15 protein-coding genes are annotated in these 17074 nt (G+C 70.1%); 1 reads left to right on the forward strand and 14 read right to left on the reverse strand.

The window, feature by feature from the left end:
• Positions 1 to 139: 139 nt before the first annotated feature.
• Together RWN05_RS14540 and acs are read right to left on the reverse strand one after the other, a co-directional pair.
• A complete protein-coding gene (locus RWN05_RS14540; RefSeq protein ID WP_064295515.1) occupies positions 140 to 721 on the reverse strand; it encodes a nitroreductase family protein in 582 nt (193 codons plus the stop codon).
• 80 nt (positions 722 to 801) lie between these two features.
• Positions 802 to 2898 (reverse strand): acetate--CoA ligase, encoded by a 2097-nt coding sequence (gene acs, locus RWN05_RS14545; protein ID WP_314140061.1) that lies wholly within the window; start codon positions 2896 to 2898, stop codon positions 802 to 804.
• A 174-nt stretch (positions 2899 to 3072) separates the two neighbouring features.
• Here acs and RWN05_RS14550 point away from each other — a divergent pair, with 174 nt between their 5' ends.
• Entirely contained in the window at positions 3073 to 4014 is a 942-nt protein-coding gene (locus tag RWN05_RS14550) for an NADP-dependent oxidoreductase (protein ID WP_121291532.1), read from the forward strand.
• Between the two features lie 117 nt (positions 4015 to 4131).
• Here RWN05_RS14550 and RWN05_RS14555 read toward each other — a convergent pair whose 3' ends face one another.
• From RWN05_RS14555 to RWN05_RS14610, 12 genes are all read right to left on the reverse strand, one after another.
• Entirely contained in the window at positions 4132 to 4473 is a 342-nt protein-coding gene (locus tag RWN05_RS14555; RefSeq protein WP_147427131.1) for a hypothetical protein, read from the reverse strand.
• Positions 4474 to 4750: 277 nt separating this feature from the next.
• The gene (thrC, locus tag RWN05_RS14560) at positions 4751 to 6196 is read right to left on the reverse strand and encodes a threonine synthase (RefSeq protein ID WP_175116456.1); all 1446 of its coding nucleotides are present in this window, start codon (positions 6194 to 6196) and stop codon (positions 4751 to 4753) included.
• A gap of 92 nt (positions 6197 to 6288) precedes the next feature.
• On the reverse strand, positions 6289 to 7398 hold the full coding sequence (locus tag RWN05_RS14565; RefSeq protein ID WP_175116455.1) for a low specificity L-threonine aldolase: 1110 nt from the start codon (positions 7396 to 7398) through the stop codon (positions 6289 to 6291).
• A gap of 161 nt (positions 7399 to 7559) precedes the next feature.
• Positions 7560 to 7997 (reverse strand): hypothetical protein, encoded by a 438-nt coding sequence (locus RWN05_RS14570; RefSeq protein ID WP_175116454.1) that lies wholly within the window; start codon positions 7995 to 7997, stop codon positions 7560 to 7562.
• Complete coding sequence (locus tag RWN05_RS14575; protein WP_314140066.1) at positions 7994 to 9145, reverse strand: ABC transporter permease; 1152 nt, start codon at positions 9143 to 9145, stop codon at positions 7994 to 7996. The genes RWN05_RS14570 and RWN05_RS14575 overlap by 4 nt, the downstream gene beginning before the upstream one ends.
• Entirely contained in the window at positions 9142 to 10026 is an 885-nt protein-coding gene (locus RWN05_RS14580) for an ABC transporter ATP-binding protein (RefSeq protein WP_064295522.1), read from the reverse strand. The genes RWN05_RS14575 and RWN05_RS14580 overlap by 4 nt, the downstream gene beginning before the upstream one ends.
• A 187-nt stretch (positions 10027 to 10213) precedes the next feature.
• Positions 10214 to 11218 carry an aldo/keto reductase family protein gene (locus RWN05_RS14585; RefSeq protein ID WP_175116453.1) on the reverse strand — a complete coding sequence of 335 codons (1005 nt, stop codon included), beginning with the start codon at positions 11216 to 11218 and terminating at the stop codon, positions 10214 to 10216.
• A gap of 63 nt (positions 11219 to 11281) precedes the next feature.
• A complete protein-coding gene (locus RWN05_RS14590) occupies positions 11282 to 11989 on the reverse strand; it encodes a response regulator transcription factor (RefSeq protein WP_079001312.1) in 708 nt (235 codons plus the stop codon).
• Complete coding sequence (locus RWN05_RS14595; RefSeq protein ID WP_314140068.1) at positions 11986 to 13389, reverse strand: sensor histidine kinase; 1404 nt, start codon at positions 13387 to 13389, stop codon at positions 11986 to 11988. Before RWN05_RS14595 ends, RWN05_RS14590 begins: the two co-directional genes overlap by 4 nt.
• A 133-nt stretch (positions 13390 to 13522) precedes the next feature.
• A complete protein-coding gene (locus RWN05_RS14600) occupies positions 13523 to 14956 on the reverse strand; it encodes a DUF6421 family protein (protein ID WP_314140070.1) in 1434 nt (477 codons plus the stop codon).
• 150 nt (positions 14957 to 15106) lie between these two features.
• Positions 15107 to 15946: an ABC transporter permease gene (locus RWN05_RS14605; RefSeq protein ID WP_314140071.1), complete on the reverse strand. Its 840-nt coding sequence runs from the start codon at positions 15944 to 15946 to the stop codon at positions 15107 to 15109.
• A gap of 31 nt (positions 15947 to 15977) precedes the next feature.
• Positions 15978 to 17039 (reverse strand): aliphatic sulfonate ABC transporter substrate-binding protein, encoded by a 1062-nt coding sequence (locus tag RWN05_RS14610; RefSeq protein WP_314140072.1) that lies wholly within the window; start codon positions 17037 to 17039, stop codon positions 15978 to 15980.
• Positions 17040 to 17074: the final 35 nt, after the last annotated feature.

The raw sequence follows: 17074 nt of genomic DNA on the forward strand, positions 1-17074 counted from the left end.
ACCTCTTCGGCTCCGTGATCCTCGCGACCGTCATCAACCTCGTCGCGGGGCTGTAACGGCGCCCTAGGTCCCCGCGAACGACGACTGCGCAGCCCGGCGGACCGGACTGCGCAGCGTGGTGGTGCAGGAACCGAGCGGACTACTCCTGGACGATCACGAGGTCGGCGAGCGGACGACGCTCGCGCGGAGCGGTCTCGCGGTCGCGGAGCATGCCCTCGGGCAGGAGCTCCGGGTCGCCGAGCTCGCCGAGCGCGGTGACGGTGAACGGAAGGAGGCCGTCCGGCAGCGAGAACGCCTCGCGGATGCCGTCGGCGGAGAAACCGGCCATCTGGTGTGCGAAGAGGCCGTCGCTGTGGGCCTGGACGCTCAAGTGCGCCATCGCCTGGCCGAGGTCGTAGATGGCCCAGGGACGCTCGTTCCCCTCGTCGTCGACCGTCTCGGCGACGGCGACGATGAGCGCGCCCGCCTGAGCGGCCCACCCTCGGTTGAACGCCACCAGCTGCTCAGCGATCGCGTCGAACGTGGCGGTCCCCTTGGTGCCGACGATGAACCGCCAGGGCTGCACGTTGTTGGCGCTCGGCGACCAACGCGCGGCTTCCAGGGCCGAGGCCATCTTCGCGGCGGCGACGGGCTCGCTCACGAAGGAGCGGGGGCTCCACCGGTCGGCGAGGACGTCGAGGATGGGGGCGTCGGTCTGGGCGGTACGGGTGACGATGGACATGCGGTCTCCAAGCGGAACAAGGGAAGTGGACAGAGGCTGCGTCGCCATTGACGATGGATGCAACTGCATCGATCGAGGCGCTATTCCCGGGTTCGAGGGGTCCGTGCAGCAGTGACGATCTCGGCGATCCGGTGCGGGGCCGCTTCGTCCTGCAGCGACGTCGAGTCGCCGAGGGGCCGCTGGTCGACGATGTCGCCGAGCAGACGCCGCATGATCTTCCCCGAGCGGGTCTTCGGCAGGTCTGGGACCACGAAGACGTCGCGAGGCTTCGCGATCGGGCCGATCTCGTTCGCCACGTGGGAGCGCAGTGCCTCGCGGAGTGCCGCAGAGCGATCCAACCAGTACGCCTCGCCGTCGGCCTCGGGCCCGTGAGTCCGCGAGGAGGGGATGACGAACGCGGCGATCGCGCTCCCCGTGATCGGGTCGTGCACGCCGACGACGCCGGCCTCGCCCACGTGGGGATGCGACACGAGGGCCGATTCGATCTCGATGGTCGACAGGCGGTGGCCCGAGACGTTGATGACGTCGTCGACGCGCCCGAGGACCCAGATGTCGCCGTCCTCGTCCCACTTCGCGCCGTCGCCGGAGAAGAAGTAGCCCTGCCTCCAGTACTTCGCCCAGTACGAGTCGCGGTAGCGCTCCGGGTTGCCCCAGACCGTGCGTGCGAGCGAGGGCCCGAAGCGGCTGACGACCAGGTACCCGCCGGATCCATACGGCACCGTCTCGCCGTCCTCGTCGACGACCAACGCCTCCAGGCCGGGGAGTGCGCGACTGCCGGAACCCGGCTTGATCGTGGTCGCGCCGGGGAGCGGTGCGATGACGGCCGACCCCGTCTCCGACTGCCACCAGGTGTCGACGACCGGGGTCTCGCCGCGCCCGATGCGCTCGCGGAACCACATCCAGGCCTCGGGGTTGATCGCCTCACCGACGGTGCCGAGGAGCCGGAGGGTCGAGAGGTCGTACTCGGCGGGCGGCCCCTCGGGGAACCACGTCATGAGGGTCCGGATGAGCGTGGGTGCCGTGTAGTACGTCGTCACGCCGTAGCGCTCGATGATCTCGAAGTGCCGTGCCTGGTGCGGGGTGTTCGGCGTGCCCTCGTAGATCACCTGGGTGAGCCCGTTCGAGAGCGGACCGTAGATCTCATAGGTGTGTGCGGTGACCCAGGCGAGATCGGCGGTGCACCAGTGGACGTCGTCCTCCTTGGCGTCGAAGATCGCCCAGTGGGTCCAGGACGCCTGTGTGAGATAGCCACCCGAGGTGTGGACGAGTCCCTTGGGCTTCCCGGTGGTGCCGCTCGTGTAGATGATGAAGAGCGGGTTCTCCGCATCGAACGCCTCGGCCTCGTGGGTGTCGGCGGCGACACCCACGGTGTCGTGCCACCAGACGTCGCGACCGGGGGTCCAAGGCACGTTCGGCGTCTCGTCGCCCGTGCGTGCGACGACGAGCACGTGCTCGACGGACGGCACACCGTCGACGGCGGCGTCGGCGTTCTGCTTGACGGGCACAGCGGTACCCCGGCGGTACTGGCCGTCGGTGGTGATGAGCAGTTTCGCCTCGGTGTCCTCCACCCGGAAGCGCAGCGCCTCGGCGGAGAACCCACCGAACACGAGGGAGTGGATGGCGCCGATGCGCGCGACGGCGAGGGTGGCGATGACCGTCTCGGGGATGACCGGCAGGTAGATGACGACGCGGTCGCCCTGCCCGATGCCGAGTGCCGTCAGGGCGTTGGCGGCCTTCGCGACCTCGCGCTGCAACTCGGCGTAGGTGATGGAGCGGCGGTCGCCCGGCTCGCCCTCGAAGTGGAGGGCGACCTTGTCGCCTCGTCCGGCATCGACGTGGCGGTCGACGCAGTTGACCGCCACGTTGAGCGTTCCCCCGGCGAACCAGGTGGCGGCGGGGACCGTGAGCTCGGGCTCGGGGTCCGTCGGGTCGGACCCGTCGACCGGTCGGGCCGGGTCCCACGTGTGCGCCGTGTCCCACGGAGTGACCCAGTCGAGGCGTCGGGCCTGCTCCTCCCAGAACGCCACGGGGTCGGCGGCCGCGCGGGCCCACTCCTCCGGGCCGACGTTCGCCGTCCGGGCGAGGTCGGTCGGCGGTGCGTAGCTGCGGGTCTCGGCGAGGAGGTTCGCGATGGTGGCGGCGGGCGCCGCGGACGTCGATCCATCAGTGGGAGGCATGCTGCAACGCTACGCGGGAGTCCGGTGCCGGTGCCATCCGCGGGTCATGCGGCGTCACGGTCCGGAGGTTCCGAGGGGCTGTGGAGGAGCGTCGGGAGTAGCCTCGGAGGGCCGCCGCGAAGCGTGGCGGACGCCGATCAGGGGTGCGCAGGCGCATCTCGGGAAGGGAACGACATGGCGACCGTCATCCAGTACCAGCAGCTCGGCTCGGCCGACGTCCTCGAACTCGTCGAGGTGCCGACGCCTCAGGCGGGCCCCGGCGAACTCGTCGTCGAGGTGCGAGCCGCGGGCGTGAACCCGATCGACTGGAAGCTCCGCAGCGGCCTCCGCGGCGGTGAGCTGCAGGGCACCCGACGCGTCGGGAGCGACGGCGCCGGCGTCGTCGTCGAGGTCGGCGACGGGGTCGACGGCTGGTCGATCGGCGACGAGGTCGTCGTCGTCAACGCCTCCGGGACGTATGCGACCCACGTCGTCGTCACACCCGACCAGATCATCCGCAAACCGGCTGCCATCTCCTTCGAGGAGGCGGCGGCGATCGGCATCCCCGTGAGCACGGCCTATCAAGCACTGCGCTCGCTCGGCGTGACCGAGGGGACGACCCTCCTGATCCACGGTGGGTCGGGCTCGGTGGGGCACGCCGCCGTGCAGTTCGCCGTGGCTTGGGGAGCGACCGTCGTCGCCACCGCGAGCGAAGGGAACCACGCACGTCTGCGGGAGCTGGGGGCGATCCCCGTCACCTACGGTCCCGGGCTCGTGGAGCGCGTGCGCGAGGCCGCTCCGCAGGGTGTCGACCGTGTGCTCGACGCCGTCGGCACCGACGAGGCGCTCGAGGCCTCGTTCGAGCTGGTCGAGGACCGTCAGCACATCGGCACGATCGTCGTCGGCGCGAAGGCGGCCGACCTCGGGATCCAGGCGTGGTCCGGCGGAAACCCGCTCCCGCTCACGGAGCAGGAGCAGGCCTGGCGGGCGGAGGCGATCCCGGCGGTCGCGTCCCTCGTCGAGCAGGGACGGTTCCACTTCGAACTCGGCACCGTCCGGCCCCTCGCCGAGGCCGCCGAGGCGCACCGCGAGAGCGAGTCGGGTCACCCGAGCGGGAAGCTCATCCTGGTCCCCTGAGCGCCCTTCGACAGGCTCAGGGACCGGGGGGATTCGGGCGGGGGTGCCCTTCGACAGGCTCAGGGACCGGAGTGACTTGAGCGGGAGTGCCCTTCGACAGGCTCAGGGACCGCGGAGCTACTCCGGGCCCTCGCCGAAGCTGTCGCCGACGGGCGCGCGGTCGGCGAGGTCGTCCTGGTCGTCGAGGTCTTCGACGGCATCCTCGGTGTCCGCGTCGTCGAGTCCGGCGTCGCCGACGACGTCGTCACCACCGACGCCGTCACCGGCGTTGCTCAGACCGCCGTCGCCGGGGGCCGCGTCGTCGGCCGAGCGGTCGACCGCACCGCCGTCGGGAACGACACCGCCGACCGAGCTGTCGGTCTGGTCCTCACCGGGCACGTGTGCCTGGGCGCCCGGACCGCCGTGGGCGAGGGCGTCGCGCTGGGCGTCTGCTGCTGCTGGATCCATGGGATTGCTCATGAGGGCAGCGTAGAGCGGACGCCGGGTCGTCGCTGGGGCTTGGCTCCGGGACGCCGGACGCCTATCCTCCGTGTTCCCCGCCGGACCGGACGCGGTGTCGACGGCGCGGTCGGATGCCCTTCGACAGGCTCAGGGACCTGCGCGGGCTCAGGGACCGGCGCGGGCTCACGGACCGGCGCGGGCTCAGGGACCGACGCAGGTTCAGGGACCTGCGCGAGCTCACGGACCGAGTCGGCTCAGGGATCGGGGCCGGGACGGGCTCAGGGAGCGGGGCGGGTCAGCGGCCGGTGTGCTGCGCGATGATCGCCTTGATGCGGTCGACGTCGGCCGGGACGATCTCGAATCGCTGCTCGAGACCCTCGATGCCCTCGAACGCCTCGGGACGCTCCGGCTCCTCGCCGAGCGCCTCGCGGACGATCTCGGCGAACTTCGCCGGCAGCGCGGTCTCGAGCACGAGCATCGGGACGCCCTCGCGCAGGTGGCGACGGGCGACCGTGACGCCGTCGGCGGTGTGCGGGTCGATCGTGACGCCGTAGCGCTCGTGCACGTCGCGGATGGTGGCGACGCGGTCGGCGTGGGTGCTGCGGCCAGAGACGAAGCCGAACTCGCTGATCCGCTCGAACTCGGGCGTCCCGGAGAGGTCGAACCCGCCCTCCTCGTCGAGGGACCGGAACAGCTCACCGAGGCGGGTCGCGTCCTGACCGACGAGGTCGTAGAGGAAACGCTCGAAGTTGGACGCCTTCGAGATGTCCATGCTCGGGCTCGACGTGTGGTGCGTCTCGGCCGCCGAGCGTGGGCGGTAGACGCCCGTGCGGAAGAACTCGTCGAGGACGTCGTTCTCGTTCGTCGCGACGACGAGCTGGTCGATCGGCAGCCCCATGGAGCGGGCGATGTGCCCGGCGCAGACGTTGCCGAAGTTGCCGGACGGCACCGAGAACGACACCTTCTGGCCCGGACCGTCGGTCGCGAGGAGCCAGCCGTGTACGTAGTACACGACCTGCGCGACGACGCGGGCCCAGTTGATCGAGTTGACCGTACCGACGGCGTGGAGCGCCTTGAACGGAGCGTCCTTCGAGACGGCCTTCACGATGTCCTGGCAGTCGTCGAAGTTGCCCTCGACGGCGAGGTTCACGATGTTGTCGTCCTGGAGGCTGAACATCTGCGCGCGCTGGAAGCTGCTCATGCGGCCGTGCGGGCTCAGCATGATGACCCGGATCCCCGTCTTGCCGCGCATGGCGTGCTCGGCCGCGCTCCCGGTGTCGCCGGAGGTCGCGCCGAGGATGTTGAGCTCGTCGCCGCTCTTCGCGAGCGTGTACTCGAAGAGGTTGCCGAGCAGCTGCATCGCCATGTCCTTGAAGGCGAGCGTCGGGCCGTTCGAGAGGCCGAGGAGTTGCAGCTCGGTGCCGCCCTCCTCACCGAGGATACGCAGCGGGGTGATGAGCGAGGCGTCGTCGCCGGCGCGGCCGTTCGAGTACACCTCGGCGGTGTAGGTGCGACGGGCGATGTCCTGGAGGTCGGCTGCGGGGATGTCGTCGGCGAACTTCGACAGCACGGCGTACGCGAGGTCGGCGTAGGACAGCTCGCGCCACGACTCGAGCTCCTCAGCGGTCAGCTGCGGGTACTCGGCCGGGAGGTACAGGCCCCCGTCCGGGGCGAGCCCGCCGAGGAGGATGTCCGAGAAGTGCTGGGGCAGATCGTGGCCCCGCGTCGACTGATAGTGCATGACCGTCTCTCTCATCCGGTTGGAAGCCCGATCTCCAACCTTGCCATATCGGGGGTCGACGCGCAGAGGCCTGCCGGCATCGTGACCGGCCGCTACGCGCGGGCGAGTTCCTCGCGGATCGCGGCGACGAACGCGTCGATGTCGTCCTCGGTGGTGTCGAACGAGCACATCCAGCGGACCTCGCCCTTCGCGGCGTCCCAGTCGTAGAAGCGGAAGCGTTCCCGCAAACGGTCGGGGACGCCCGCGGGAAGGGTCGCGAACACGGCGTTGGCCTGCGTCGGCTGGCTGAAGCCGAGTCCCGGTGCCTCGCCGGCGGCGATGAGGGCCTCGAGGGAGGTGCGGAGGCGCGCGGCCATCGCGTTGGCGTGGGTCGCGGAGCGGAGCCAGAGCCCGTCGCCACCGTCAGCCGCCGGCTCGAGCAGGGCGATGAGCTGCGCCGCACCGAAGCGCATCTTCGACGCCAGCTGCATGTTGAGCTTCCGCAGGTAGACGAGGCCCTCCGATGCCGACGGTTCGAGCACGACGATGGCCTCGCCGAACATGAGCCCGTTCTTCGTCCCACCGAAGGACAGCACGTCGACGCCGGCATCGGCGGTGAACGCGCGCAGTGGGACGCCGAGGGCTGCTGCGGCGTTGGCGATGCGGGCTCCGTCGAGGTGCAGCTTCATGCCATGACCGTGCGCGTGGTCGGCGATCGCGCGGATCTCCTCGGGCGTGTACAGGGTGCCGAGCTCGGTGGTCTGCGTGATCGAGACGACGAGCGGCTGTGCACGGTGCTCGTCGCCCCAGCCCCACGCCTCGCGGTCGATGAGGTCGGGCGTGAGCTTGCCGTCGGGGGCGTCGACCGTCAGGAGCTTGATGCCACCGACCCGCTCCGGCGCGCCGCCCTCGTCGGAGTTGATGTGCGCGGTCGACGCCGAGATGACGGCACCCCAGCGCGGGAGCATGGACTGCAGGCCGACGACGTTCGCGCCGGTGCCGTTGAAGACGGGGAACACGGCGACGTCGCGGCCGAAGTGATCGGCGAAGACCTCGTGCAGCCGACGGGTGTAGTCGTCCTCACCGTAGGCGATCTGGTGGCCGCCGTTGGCCGCCGCGAGGGCGTCGAGGATCTCGGGGTGGACGCCGGAGTAGTTGTCGGAGGCGAAGCCGCGGATGCTGGTGTCATGCAGAGAATCGGTCACTGATCCATCCTCGCGCATGCCACACGCAGCTTCCGTGCATCGCGGGCCGACTTCCTGCGTGCTCGGGTCGCCGTCGGGCATGTTCACGATTCAGGAGCGCTCGGGCGTGGCGTCACCGCGGCAGGTGCGAGGGCCGGGACGCGCCGCGGCGCTCCTGAATGGTGAACCGAGAAGCGAGGTCAGTCGGCGGCGTGACGCGGGCCGTCGGAGGAGGGGACGCTCTCCTCGGGCACGGCGTCGATCGCGGCGTCGACGTCGGCGTGCGCACCGGGCTCCGGCTCCGCGTCCGGGGTCTCCTGCGCCAGCGCGTGCTCGTAGGCGAGCGCGTGCACGGCGATCGAGGATGCGACGGCGGCCTGCTGCTCGTCCTCGGCGGAGGGCTGAGCCGGCTGCTCGGCCGCGAGCGCGGCGGCCTGTTCGGGCGTCAGCCGGGCGTCCTGGTCCTCTTCGTCCTCGTCGACGAGGTCGAGCACGATGGGGTCGTCGCCGTAGATGTCGCCCGCCGGGTCGCCCGCGAGCGGGGCCGGCGCGGGGAGGCGCTGCTCGGCGTCGAGGAACTGCTTGGCCTCGAAGGCACCCGGGTTGAAGACCTCGTCGATCCCGCCGAGCCCGCTCATGCCTTGAGCGCTTCCGTCAGTTTGACCCGGCCGCCCATCTTGAGCAGCGAGTTCTCGTAGATCCGCGAGCCGACGAGGATGACGAGCGCCGCCGTGATCGCGAGGATCAGCAGGGACAGGATCGGCTCCCACCACTGCGCCGAGCCGACGAAGAGACGGACGGGCATGCCCACGGCTGCCGAGAACGGCACGTAGGACATGATCGTCATCACCACCGGGTTGTCGTTGAAGAAGATGACGGCGAAGTACGGGATCATGATCAGCATCGTAATCGGGGTCGTCGTCGAACCGATGTCCTCTTGACGCGAGACCAGCGATCCGGCGGCGGCGAACAGCGCCGCCAGCAGGATGAAGCCGAGCACGAAGAACACCACGAACCAGACGACCGGGGTCCCGAGTCCTGCGAGCAGCTCCGTCTGGCCCGTCACCGTCAGCCCGATCACCGACAGCGCAGCGATCGCCAGGATCTGCCCGAACGCCAGGATGCTGTTGCCGAGCACCTTGCCGGCGAGGAGCGCCTTCACGGGGATGGCGGACATGAGGATCTCGACGACGCGGGTCTGCTTCTCCTCGACGACGCTCTGCGCGATCGACGCCCCGAAGGTGGTGGCGGAGACGAAGAACACGAGACCGAATCCGAGCGACACGATGTAGAGCAGGAAGCCGGCGGAGGCGTCGGCGTCGGGATCGAGGATGGTGACCTGCGGCTGCGCGCTCAGTTGCATGATGAGCGTGTTGGAGGCCTCGGAGTCGAAGATGACCTGGACCCCGGTGGGGTTGTCGTCGGTGGCGGGTGCGATCGCCGCCTCGACGTCGCCCGACTTCACGAGGGCTTCAGCGGCGGCGACGTCGGCCGCCTCGGTCACGTCGAAGGTCTTGCCGTCGACGAGTCCCGCACCCGCGTTCCCCACGACCGCGATCTTCGTGGTCTCCGAGGCGGTGTTCTTCGCGAGGAACCCACCGACGACGATGCCGGCGAGGATCACGAGGAGGAGGATGCCCGTCGAGATGAGGAACGTCTTGCTCCGCAGTCGCATCCTGACCTCGCGCTCGGCGACGAGACCGATGCTCTGCACGAGGCTCGGGGAGGCCGGGCCGGAGCGACGACGACCGGCGGGCTGGATCGGGGACTCGGTTGCCGTGGTCACTGGATGACCTCCTTGAAGATCTGGGCGAGGGTGGGTCGGAGGGGGGCGAAGCTCGTGACGTCGCCCTGGGTCAGCGCCTCACGGAGCACGGCCTGCGCCGCCTGGGCGTCGTCGGCGTCGAAGAGGGCGTAGCCGCCGTCGAAGTCGACGACGGAGATCCCCGGACGCTCGCGCAGCCAGCCGGTGTCGGCCGCGGTGAGCAGCTCGTAGCGGTTGCCGGCATGGGCTTCGCGGAGTGACTCGCGCGAGCCGGAGGCGCGGATCCTGCCACCGGCGATGATCACGAGGTCGTCGCAGAGGCGCTCCACGATGTCGAGCTGGTGACTGGAGAACAGGACGGGGGAGCCGTCTGCGGCGAACTCGCTGAGCACACCGACGACCACGTCGACCGCCATCGGGTCGAGGCCCGAGAACGGCTCGTCGAGGACGAGGACGTCCGGGTGGTGGACGAGCGCCGCGGCGATCTGCGCCCGCTGCTGGTTGCCGAGCGACAGGCTCTCGAGGGCGTCGTTCCGGCGCTCGCCGAGGCCGAGGCGCTCGAGCAGTTCGCCGGCGTTGCGCTTGGCGGCGTGGGTCGTGAACCCGTGGAGACGGGCCAGGTAGACGAGCTGTTCCTCGACCCGCATCTTCGGGTACAGGCCGCGCTCCTCCGGCATGTAGCCGAACCGGCGGCGGTCCTCCGGGGTGAGCGGGGTGCCGTCGAGGGTGACGGTCCCGGCGTTCGCGGCGAGGACACCGAGCAGGATGCGCATCGTCGTCGTCTTGCCGGCGCCGTTCCCGCCGACGAACCCCGTCATGCGGCCGGGGGCGACCTGGAAGCTGACGTCGTCGAGCACCTTCCGCTCGCCGTACGACTTGTCGATGTGGCTGAGTTCGAGCATCGGCCGCCTCCTGTGATCTGCGTGCTGGACCGAGTGTCCTGCGTCGGGTTCTCCCGGTATGGCGATCACGCTACGCGGCGCAGTGTGCCACCGGCATCCGCCGCAGGACGGGTTGACGCGACGACGCCCGGTCCCCTTCTCCGTCGAGTGGGGGATACCGGGCGTCGTGGACCAGCTGAGCGCTGGATCAGGCGGGGCGGGACTCCGGGGAGACCGTCTTCGAGGGGTCGGTCTCGGCGACGGAGCCGATGGCCTCGTCGATGCGGGCGATGACCGCGTCGTCGAGCTTCACACCGGCCGCGGCGGCGTTCGCGGTGACCTGCTCGGGACGCGAGGCCCCGACGATCGCACCGGCGATGTTGTCGTTGTGCAGCACCCAGGCGAGCGCCAGCTGCGCCATGGTGAGGTCGAGCTCGTCGGCGATGGGCTTCAGCTGCTGGACGGCCGTGAGCACCTCGTCGTCGAGGAAGCGCTTGATGGTGTCGGCGCCGCCCTTCTCGTCGGTGGCCCGGCTGCCCTGCGGGAGCTCTGCACCCGGCAGGTACTTGCCGCTGAGGACGCCCTGCGCCACCGGCGACCAGACGATCTGGGAGATGCCGAGTTCGCGCGAGGTGGGGACGACCTCCTCCTCGATGACCCGCCACAGCATCGAGTACTGCGGCTGGTTCGAGATGAGCTGGAAGCCCAGCTCCTTGGACAGGGCGTGGCCGGCGCGCAGCTGCTCGGCGTTCCACTCGCTCACACCGATGTAGAGCGCCTTGCCCGCCCGGACGACGTCGGCGAAGGCCTGCATCGTCTCCTCGAGCGGCGTCTCGCTGTCGTAGCGGTGGGCCTGGTAGAGGTCGACGTAGTCGGTGCCGAGACGCGTGAGCGAACCGTCGATCGAGTCCATGATGTGCTTGCGCGACAGCCCGACGTCGTTGTGCCCCTTCGGGCCGGTGGGCCAGTAGACCTTCGTGAAGATCTCCAGGCTCGCGCGTCGTTCGTCCTTGAGGGCGTCGCCGAGCACCTGCTCCGCCGCCGTGTTGGCGTAGGCGTCGGCCGTGTCGAAGGTGGTGATGCCGGCGTCGAGGGCGGCGCGAACGCTCGCCGTGGCGACGTCGTTCTCCACCTGCGAGGCGTGGGTCAGCCAGTTGCCGAAGATGATCTCTGAGATCTTGAGTCCGCTGTTGCCGAGGTATCGAAATTCCATGGTCGTCACGCTACTCCTCGCATCCGACCGACCGACGGGGTTGCGCGGAGACGGAGCGAACCCTCAGCTGCGCGGTGACGCCAGCCCGTGCTCGTAGGTGTAGATGACCGCTTGGATGCGATCGCGGAGGGCGAGCTTCTGCAACACCTTCGAGACGTGCGACTTCACGGTCGCCTCGCCGACGAAGAGCGTGGTCGCGATCTCCTGGTTGGACAGGCCCTGGGCGACCAGTTGCAGGACCTCGCGTTCGCGCTCCGTCAGCTGGTCGTAGTCTGCGCCGGTCGTCGGCCCGGCCGGGGCGGTGTGATCCTCCACGGCGTCTTCGACGGCGGGGGCCTGCCGGGTGAACCCCTCGATGACCCGGCGGGTGACCGCCGGCGAGAGGAGCGCCTCCCCGCCCGCGATCACCGAGACCGCTGCGACGAGTTCCTCCGGCGAGGAGTTCTTCAGGAGGAACCCGCTCGCACCGGCCCGGAGCGCCTCGGCGAGGTAGTCGTCGCGGTCGAAGGTGGTGAGGATGAGGACGGCGGCGTGCACCTCAGGATCCGCGACGATCCGACGGGTGGCCTCGAGACCGTCCATGCCCGGCATCTGGACGTCCATGCAGATCACGTCCGGCGCGAGCGTCGTCGCGAGCGCGACGGCCTCGGCGCCGTCCGACGCCTCGCCGACGATCTCGATCCCGGGCTGTGAGCCCAGGATGATGCGGAAGCCCGCACGCAGCAGCTCCTGGTCGTCGACGAGGAGGATGCGGGTGGGCTGCTCGGTCATGCCTGGTCCTTCGTGGTGGCGGTCTGGGGTCGTCCTGCGGCGGAGGAGGCGAGGCGGGCGTCGGCGATGGACGCGGCGACGGGCTCCATCGCCTGGTCGCCCGGCCGGCCGAGCGGGATGGCGGCCCGCACGAGGAAGCCGCCGCGGGCGCGTGCCCCGACCTCGAGGACGCCGCCTGACGACGCCACGCGCTCCCGCATCCCGATGAGCCCGAGCCCACCGCGGCGGGCCACCGTCGGGACGGTCCCCGTGTTCGTGACCTCGAGCTCGACCGCGTCGTCCAGATAGCGGAGCCTGAGTTCGGCGGTCGCCGTGGTGCCACCGTACTTGCGGGCGTTCGTGAGCGCCTCCTGCGCGATCCGGTACAGGTTGAACGAGACGACGGCCGGGATCGGGACCGGTGTGCCCACGAGTTCGAACCTCGTCGGCAGCCCGTTCGCCGTCGACTCGTCGGCGAGCCGGCCCAGCTGGCCGACGCCGACGGTCGACGGGCTGCTCTCCTCGTCGGTCGGTTCGCCGTGCGCGCGGAGGGTGCCGAGCATCTTGCGCAGCTCGTCGATCGCGCTCCGTGCGCCGAGCTCGACGTTCGTGAGTGCATCCCGCGCGGCGGCCGGGTTCGCATCGAGCACGGTGCGCGCGGCACCGGCCTGCACCCCCATGACCGAGACGTGGTGGGCGACCACGTCGTGCAGCTCGCGTGCGATCCGCACCCGCTCGAGCGCGACCGCCTGCCGGGCGGACCGGGCGCGCTCCGCCTCGAGCTCGGCTGTGCGCTGCTCGAGCGCGGCCCGTTCCCGGGAGGACTGGTAGACACGCTCGCCGAAGAAGTACGCGGCTCCGAAGTAGAGGATGTTCGTCAGGATCTGGATGAGGATGAAGGCCACGAGGGGTGAGAAGAGCCCCACCCGGGAGAGGCTCGGCAACGCGTCGGGGTCGGTCGCCTGGATGAACATGGAGACGAGCAGCCAGACGAACATGGCGACGATGATGAGCACGCGGACGAGTGCGGCGCGACGTCGGTTCGGGACCCACGCCCCGACCGTGTAGATCGCGAGGAACAGGGTGATGTTCGTGAAGAGGACCTCGGGTACGAGCACCGTGCCGCCCACGATGAACATGACGGCGACGACGATCGAGACGGAGCACGGGAAGCGGCGACGGAACGCGAGCGGCGCGGTGATGCCGATCGCCCAGAGGACGGACGCCCACATCGGTGCGGGCTCGGGGTAGAACCCGGCGATCGTGTACAGCGTGAGGCTGAGGAGGGTGCCGACGCCGAGCGCGATGGCGAGGATGACGTCGGACCGCTGTTCCGACGGCGTCGCGGCCGGACGTCGCCACTCGGCGTCGTAGGGGTCGACCCGGCGGTCCTCCTGCTGGTCGACGGCGGGCTCGCTCATGCCGTCCACGCTAGCGCGACGCCCCGCCGGGGACATCCGTCGAGCGACGGAGCGCGGCGGCCCGGCCTCGAGCAAGAGCCCGGAGCGGCACTCAGGAGAGTGCTGCTCCGGGCTCCTCCGCGGCACGGTCGGGTCAGGCCGCGGATCGCCCCGTGATCCCGGCGGTCGACGTGATGACGTCCGCCATCTTCTTGCCGAGCGCCTCGTAGAACATCGACAGGGGGAACTCGTCGTCGAGGACCGCGTCGGTGAGTCCACGCGGCGGTCCGCTGAGGATCTCGTCCGACAGCCCACGCGCCCACTGCGACGCGGGGTGCGGCGTCAGCGTCGTCCGGACGAGCTCGTACGCGGCGAGCCAGTGCGCGGTCTTCGGACGGTCGATCGATCGCCAGTACAGCTCGTCGATGCTCTCGCCGAGCCGCACGCCCACGTCGGGGACCTCGTCCCAGTCGATCGTGAGTCTCGTGTCGGTCCAGTGCAGCACGCCGTGCTGGTGCATCCACGCGAACAGCAGCTGGCCGCCGACGCCGTCGTAGTTCCGGACGCGCGAGCCGGTGATGGCGAACCGGAAGATGCGGTCGAAGATGATCGCGTACTGGACGAGCTTCGCGTGCTCGAGGATCGCCACGTCCGCCGCGTCGAGCGTCTCGGTCTCCGCTCGGGTCGTCAGCGTGCGCTCCAGCCGGACCGACTCGCGGAACGCCGTGAGGTCGCAGCGCAGCTCCTCGAGCGAGTACAGGAAGAACGGCATCCGCTGCTTGATCATGAACGGGTCGAACGGGAGGTCACCGCGCATGTGCGTGCGGTCGTGGATGAGGTCCCACATGACGAAGGTCTCCTCGGCCAGCTGCTGGTCGTCCAGGAGGGACGCGGCGTCGGCGGGGAGGTCGAGCTTGGTGATCTCGGCCGCGGCTCGGACGACCCGACGGTACCGGGCCGCCTCGCGGTCCTGGAAGATCGCGCCCCAGGTGAACGCCGGGATCGCGCGCATCGCGACCGTCTCGGGGAAGAGGACCGCGGAGTTCGTGTCGTACCCCGGCGTGAAGTCGAGGAAGCGGATCGGCACGAAGAGTGCGTTCGTGTAGTCGCCGGCCTCGAGCGCGGCGATGAACTCGGGCCAGATGACCTCGACGAGCACGGCCTCGATGTGGCGGTCGGTCGAACCGTTCTGCGTGACCATCGGGAACACGACGAGGTGTGCCAGGCCGTCCACGCGGTGCCGCTCGGGGTGGAAGGCGACGAGCGAGTCGAGGAAGTCCGGGACGCCGAAGCCGTCGCGCTCCCAGCGGTCGAAGTCGGCGACGAGGGCGTCGAGGTACTCGGCGTCGTGCGGGAAGTTCGGAGCGAGGGCGCGGACACTCGCGACGATCGTGGCGACGTGCCCTGCCGCCGACTCGTGGTCGCTCGACTCAGGGATCGAGCCGTCCTTCACCTGGACGGCCTGCAGCGCGGTCGCGGCGGCCTTGAGGTCCGTCCAGGCCGGGTGCCCGACGAGTGCGGCGGCGTCTTCGACGACCTCCGGCTCTCCGACGATGCTCTTCGTGTGGGTGGTGGCGACGTTCGACATGGTGAACCTCCTTCCGCGTGCGCAGGCGTCGCCCGGGGTGGGTGACGATTCCTTCGAGCGTAGGGGCGGAGGGGGTGCGGATTTCTTGCGTCAGGAGCGACTTCGCTGCAACATTCGGCCGTTCACGCCGGGGAACTGCACGGCCGACCGCTATCCCCAGCGGCGCTTGATCCAGCGGTCGAGTACACCGACGAGCGCATCGGTGATCGCGCCGAGCAGCGCGAGCACGATGATGACGAAGAAGATGCGGTCGACCCGGCCGTTGTTCTGCGAGTCCACCAGGCGGAATCCGAGTCCCATGGACGAGGCGATGAGCTCCGCCGCCACGAGGAACAGCCACGACTGCGCGAGCGCGAGTCGGAGGCCGGAGACGACCGAGGGCGTCACGGCTGGCAGCTGCACCGTCCGGAACAACGCGACACCGTTCAGGCCGAAGGCGCGGCCGGCCTCGACCAGGTGCTTGTCCACGTGGCGGAGCGCGGCGGAGACCGTCGTGTACACCGGGAAGAACGCGCCGATCGCGATGAGCGTGATCTTCGACTCCTCACCGATCTTCAACCAGAGGATGAGCAGCGGGACCCACGCGAGCGACGGGACGGCGCGGATCGCCGCGAAGGTCGTCGACAGCAGGATGTCGCCGAGGCGCGAGAGCCCCACGACCGCGCCGAGGACGAGGCCGAGGACCGCACCGATGAGGAAGCCGATGAGGACCCGCTGCACCGAGATGGCGACGTCCTGCTGCAGCCAGCCGCGCTGCGCGAGGTCCACGCCGGCCGCCCAGACCTCGGCGGGTGCCGGGAGTTGCGAGGCCGGCACGAGGCCGAGCGCGGTGACGAGCTGCCAGGCTCCGAGGATGACGACGGGGACGATGAAGCCGCCGAGGACGACGACGATCCTGCGGGACCCGAGGACGGCGCGCGCGTCGCGGCCGGACTGGGTCGCCTGGGCACTCGCGGCTGCGGTGGTGCCGAGACCGGCGAACTCGGTCATGGTTTCCTCTCGGGACGGTTGAGGCGCCGGACTACTTCGCGCCGATGGCGGACGGGTCCGCGTCGTCCACGAAGCTCGGGTTGAAGAGGTCGGCCAGGGCGTCGTCGACCTTGTCCTGCGACGACACGTCGCCGGACTCCACGAAGATCGGGCCGATGATCGACAGGACCTGCTCCTGGGCCTTGCCCGGGGCCGGGTCGACGTCGAGGTTCGAGCGCTCCGTGATCACCTTCGTCGCCACGGCGAGGTCGAGGCCCGCGGCGTCCGCGAGGATCTGTGCCGTCTCATCGGGGTTCGACGCGGCCCATTCACGAGCGTGTTCATAGGCGTTCACGACGGTCTGCGCGACGTCCGGACGCTCGTCGACGAAGGACTCGGTCGCGGCCAGGATGCCGTAGCTGTTGAAGTCGACGTTGCGGTAGATGAGCTTCGCGCCCGCCTCCTCGGCGCCGGCCATGATCGGGTCGAGACCGGCCCAGGCGTCGACGGAGCCGTTCTGCAGGGCCGCCCAGCCGTCGGCGTGCTGGAGGTTCTCGATCGTGACGTCTGCGGCGGACAGGCCGGCCTCCTCCAGCGCCTGCAGGAGGAAGAAGTAGGGGTCGGTGCCCTTCGTGGCGGCGACCTTCTTGCCCTTGAGTTCGGCGACGTCCGTGATCGTCGAGCCCTGGCCGACGACGATCGCCGACCACTCGGGCTGCGAGAAGACGTCGATCGCCTGGATGGCCGATCCGTTCGCCCGGTTCAGGAGCGCGGCGGAACCGGCTGTGGACCCGACGTCGATCGCGTCGGCCCGCAGCGCCTCGTTGGCCTTGTTGGAGCCGGCCGACTGGACCCAGTTGACGGTGATGTCCTGGTCGTCGAGGGCGTCCTCGAGCCAGCCCTGGTCCTTGACGATGAGGGAGAGCGGGTTGTAGGTCGCAAAGTCGATGTTGAGCGTGCCGCCCTCGGTGGTGCCGGCGGTGCTGTCGCCGCCGGCCGCAGGAGCGTTCTCGCCCGCCACGCAGCCGCTGAGGAGGAGTGCTGCGGCGGCGGTCGCGGCGACGAGGGCCGCGCGCCCGGCGCGGGAGATGGTGAAGCGGCGTCGTGAGGTCATGCGTTGGTCCTTGCTGTGGATCGTTGCGGGATGAC

Origin of the sequence: uncultured Plantibacter sp. (assembly GCF_963518075.1) — a bacterium.
In the GTDB taxonomy this organism is placed as follows: Bacteria; Actinomycetota; Actinomycetes; order Actinomycetales; family Microbacteriaceae; genus Plantibacter; species Plantibacter flavus_A.

Coding starts and splice junctions, on each gene's coding strand:
- RWN05_RS14540 (WP_064295515.1), bottom strand. CDS start 721: ATGTCCATCGTCACCCGTACCGCCCAGACCGACGCCCCCATCCTCGAC.
- acs (WP_314140061.1), bottom strand. CDS start 2,898: ATGCCTCCCACTGATGGATCGACGTCCGCGGCGCCCGCCGCCACCATC.
- RWN05_RS14550 (WP_121291532.1), top strand. CDS start 3,073: ATGGCGACCGTCATCCAGTACCAGCAGCTCGGCTCGGCCGACGTCCTC.
- RWN05_RS14555 (WP_147427131.1), bottom strand. CDS start 4,473: ATGAGCAATCCCATGGATCCAGCAGCAGCAGACGCCCAGCGCGACGCC.
- thrC (WP_175116456.1), bottom strand. CDS start 6,196: ATGCACTATCAGTCGACGCGGGGCCACGATCTGCCCCAGCACTTCTCG.
- RWN05_RS14565 (WP_175116455.1), bottom strand. CDS start 7,398: ATGCGCGAGGATGGATCAGTGACCGATTCTCTGCATGACACCAGCATC.
- RWN05_RS14570 (WP_175116454.1), bottom strand. CDS start 7,997: ATGAGCGGGCTCGGCGGGATCGACGAGGTCTTCAACCCGGGTGCCTTC.
- RWN05_RS14580 (WP_064295522.1), bottom strand. CDS start 10,026: ATGCTCGAACTCAGCCACATCGACAAGTCGTACGGCGAGCGGAAGGTG.
- RWN05_RS14585 (WP_175116453.1), bottom strand. CDS start 11,218: ATGGAATTTCGATACCTCGGCAACAGCGGACTCAAGATCTCAGAGATC.
- RWN05_RS14590 (WP_079001312.1), bottom strand. CDS start 11,989: ATGACCGAGCAGCCCACCCGCATCCTCCTCGTCGACGACCAGGAGCTG.
- RWN05_RS14595 (WP_314140068.1), bottom strand. CDS start 13,389: ATGAGCGAGCCCGCCGTCGACCAGCAGGAGGACCGCCGGGTCGACCCC.
- RWN05_RS14600 (WP_314140070.1), bottom strand. CDS start 14,956: ATGTCGAACGTCGCCACCACCCACACGAAGAGCATCGTCGGAGAGCCG.
- RWN05_RS14605 (WP_314140071.1), bottom strand. CDS start 15,946: ATGACCGAGTTCGCCGGTCTCGGCACCACCGCAGCCGCGAGTGCCCAG.
- RWN05_RS14610 (WP_314140072.1), bottom strand. CDS start 17,039: ATGACCTCACGACGCCGCTTCACCATCTCCCGCGCCGGGCGCGCGGCC.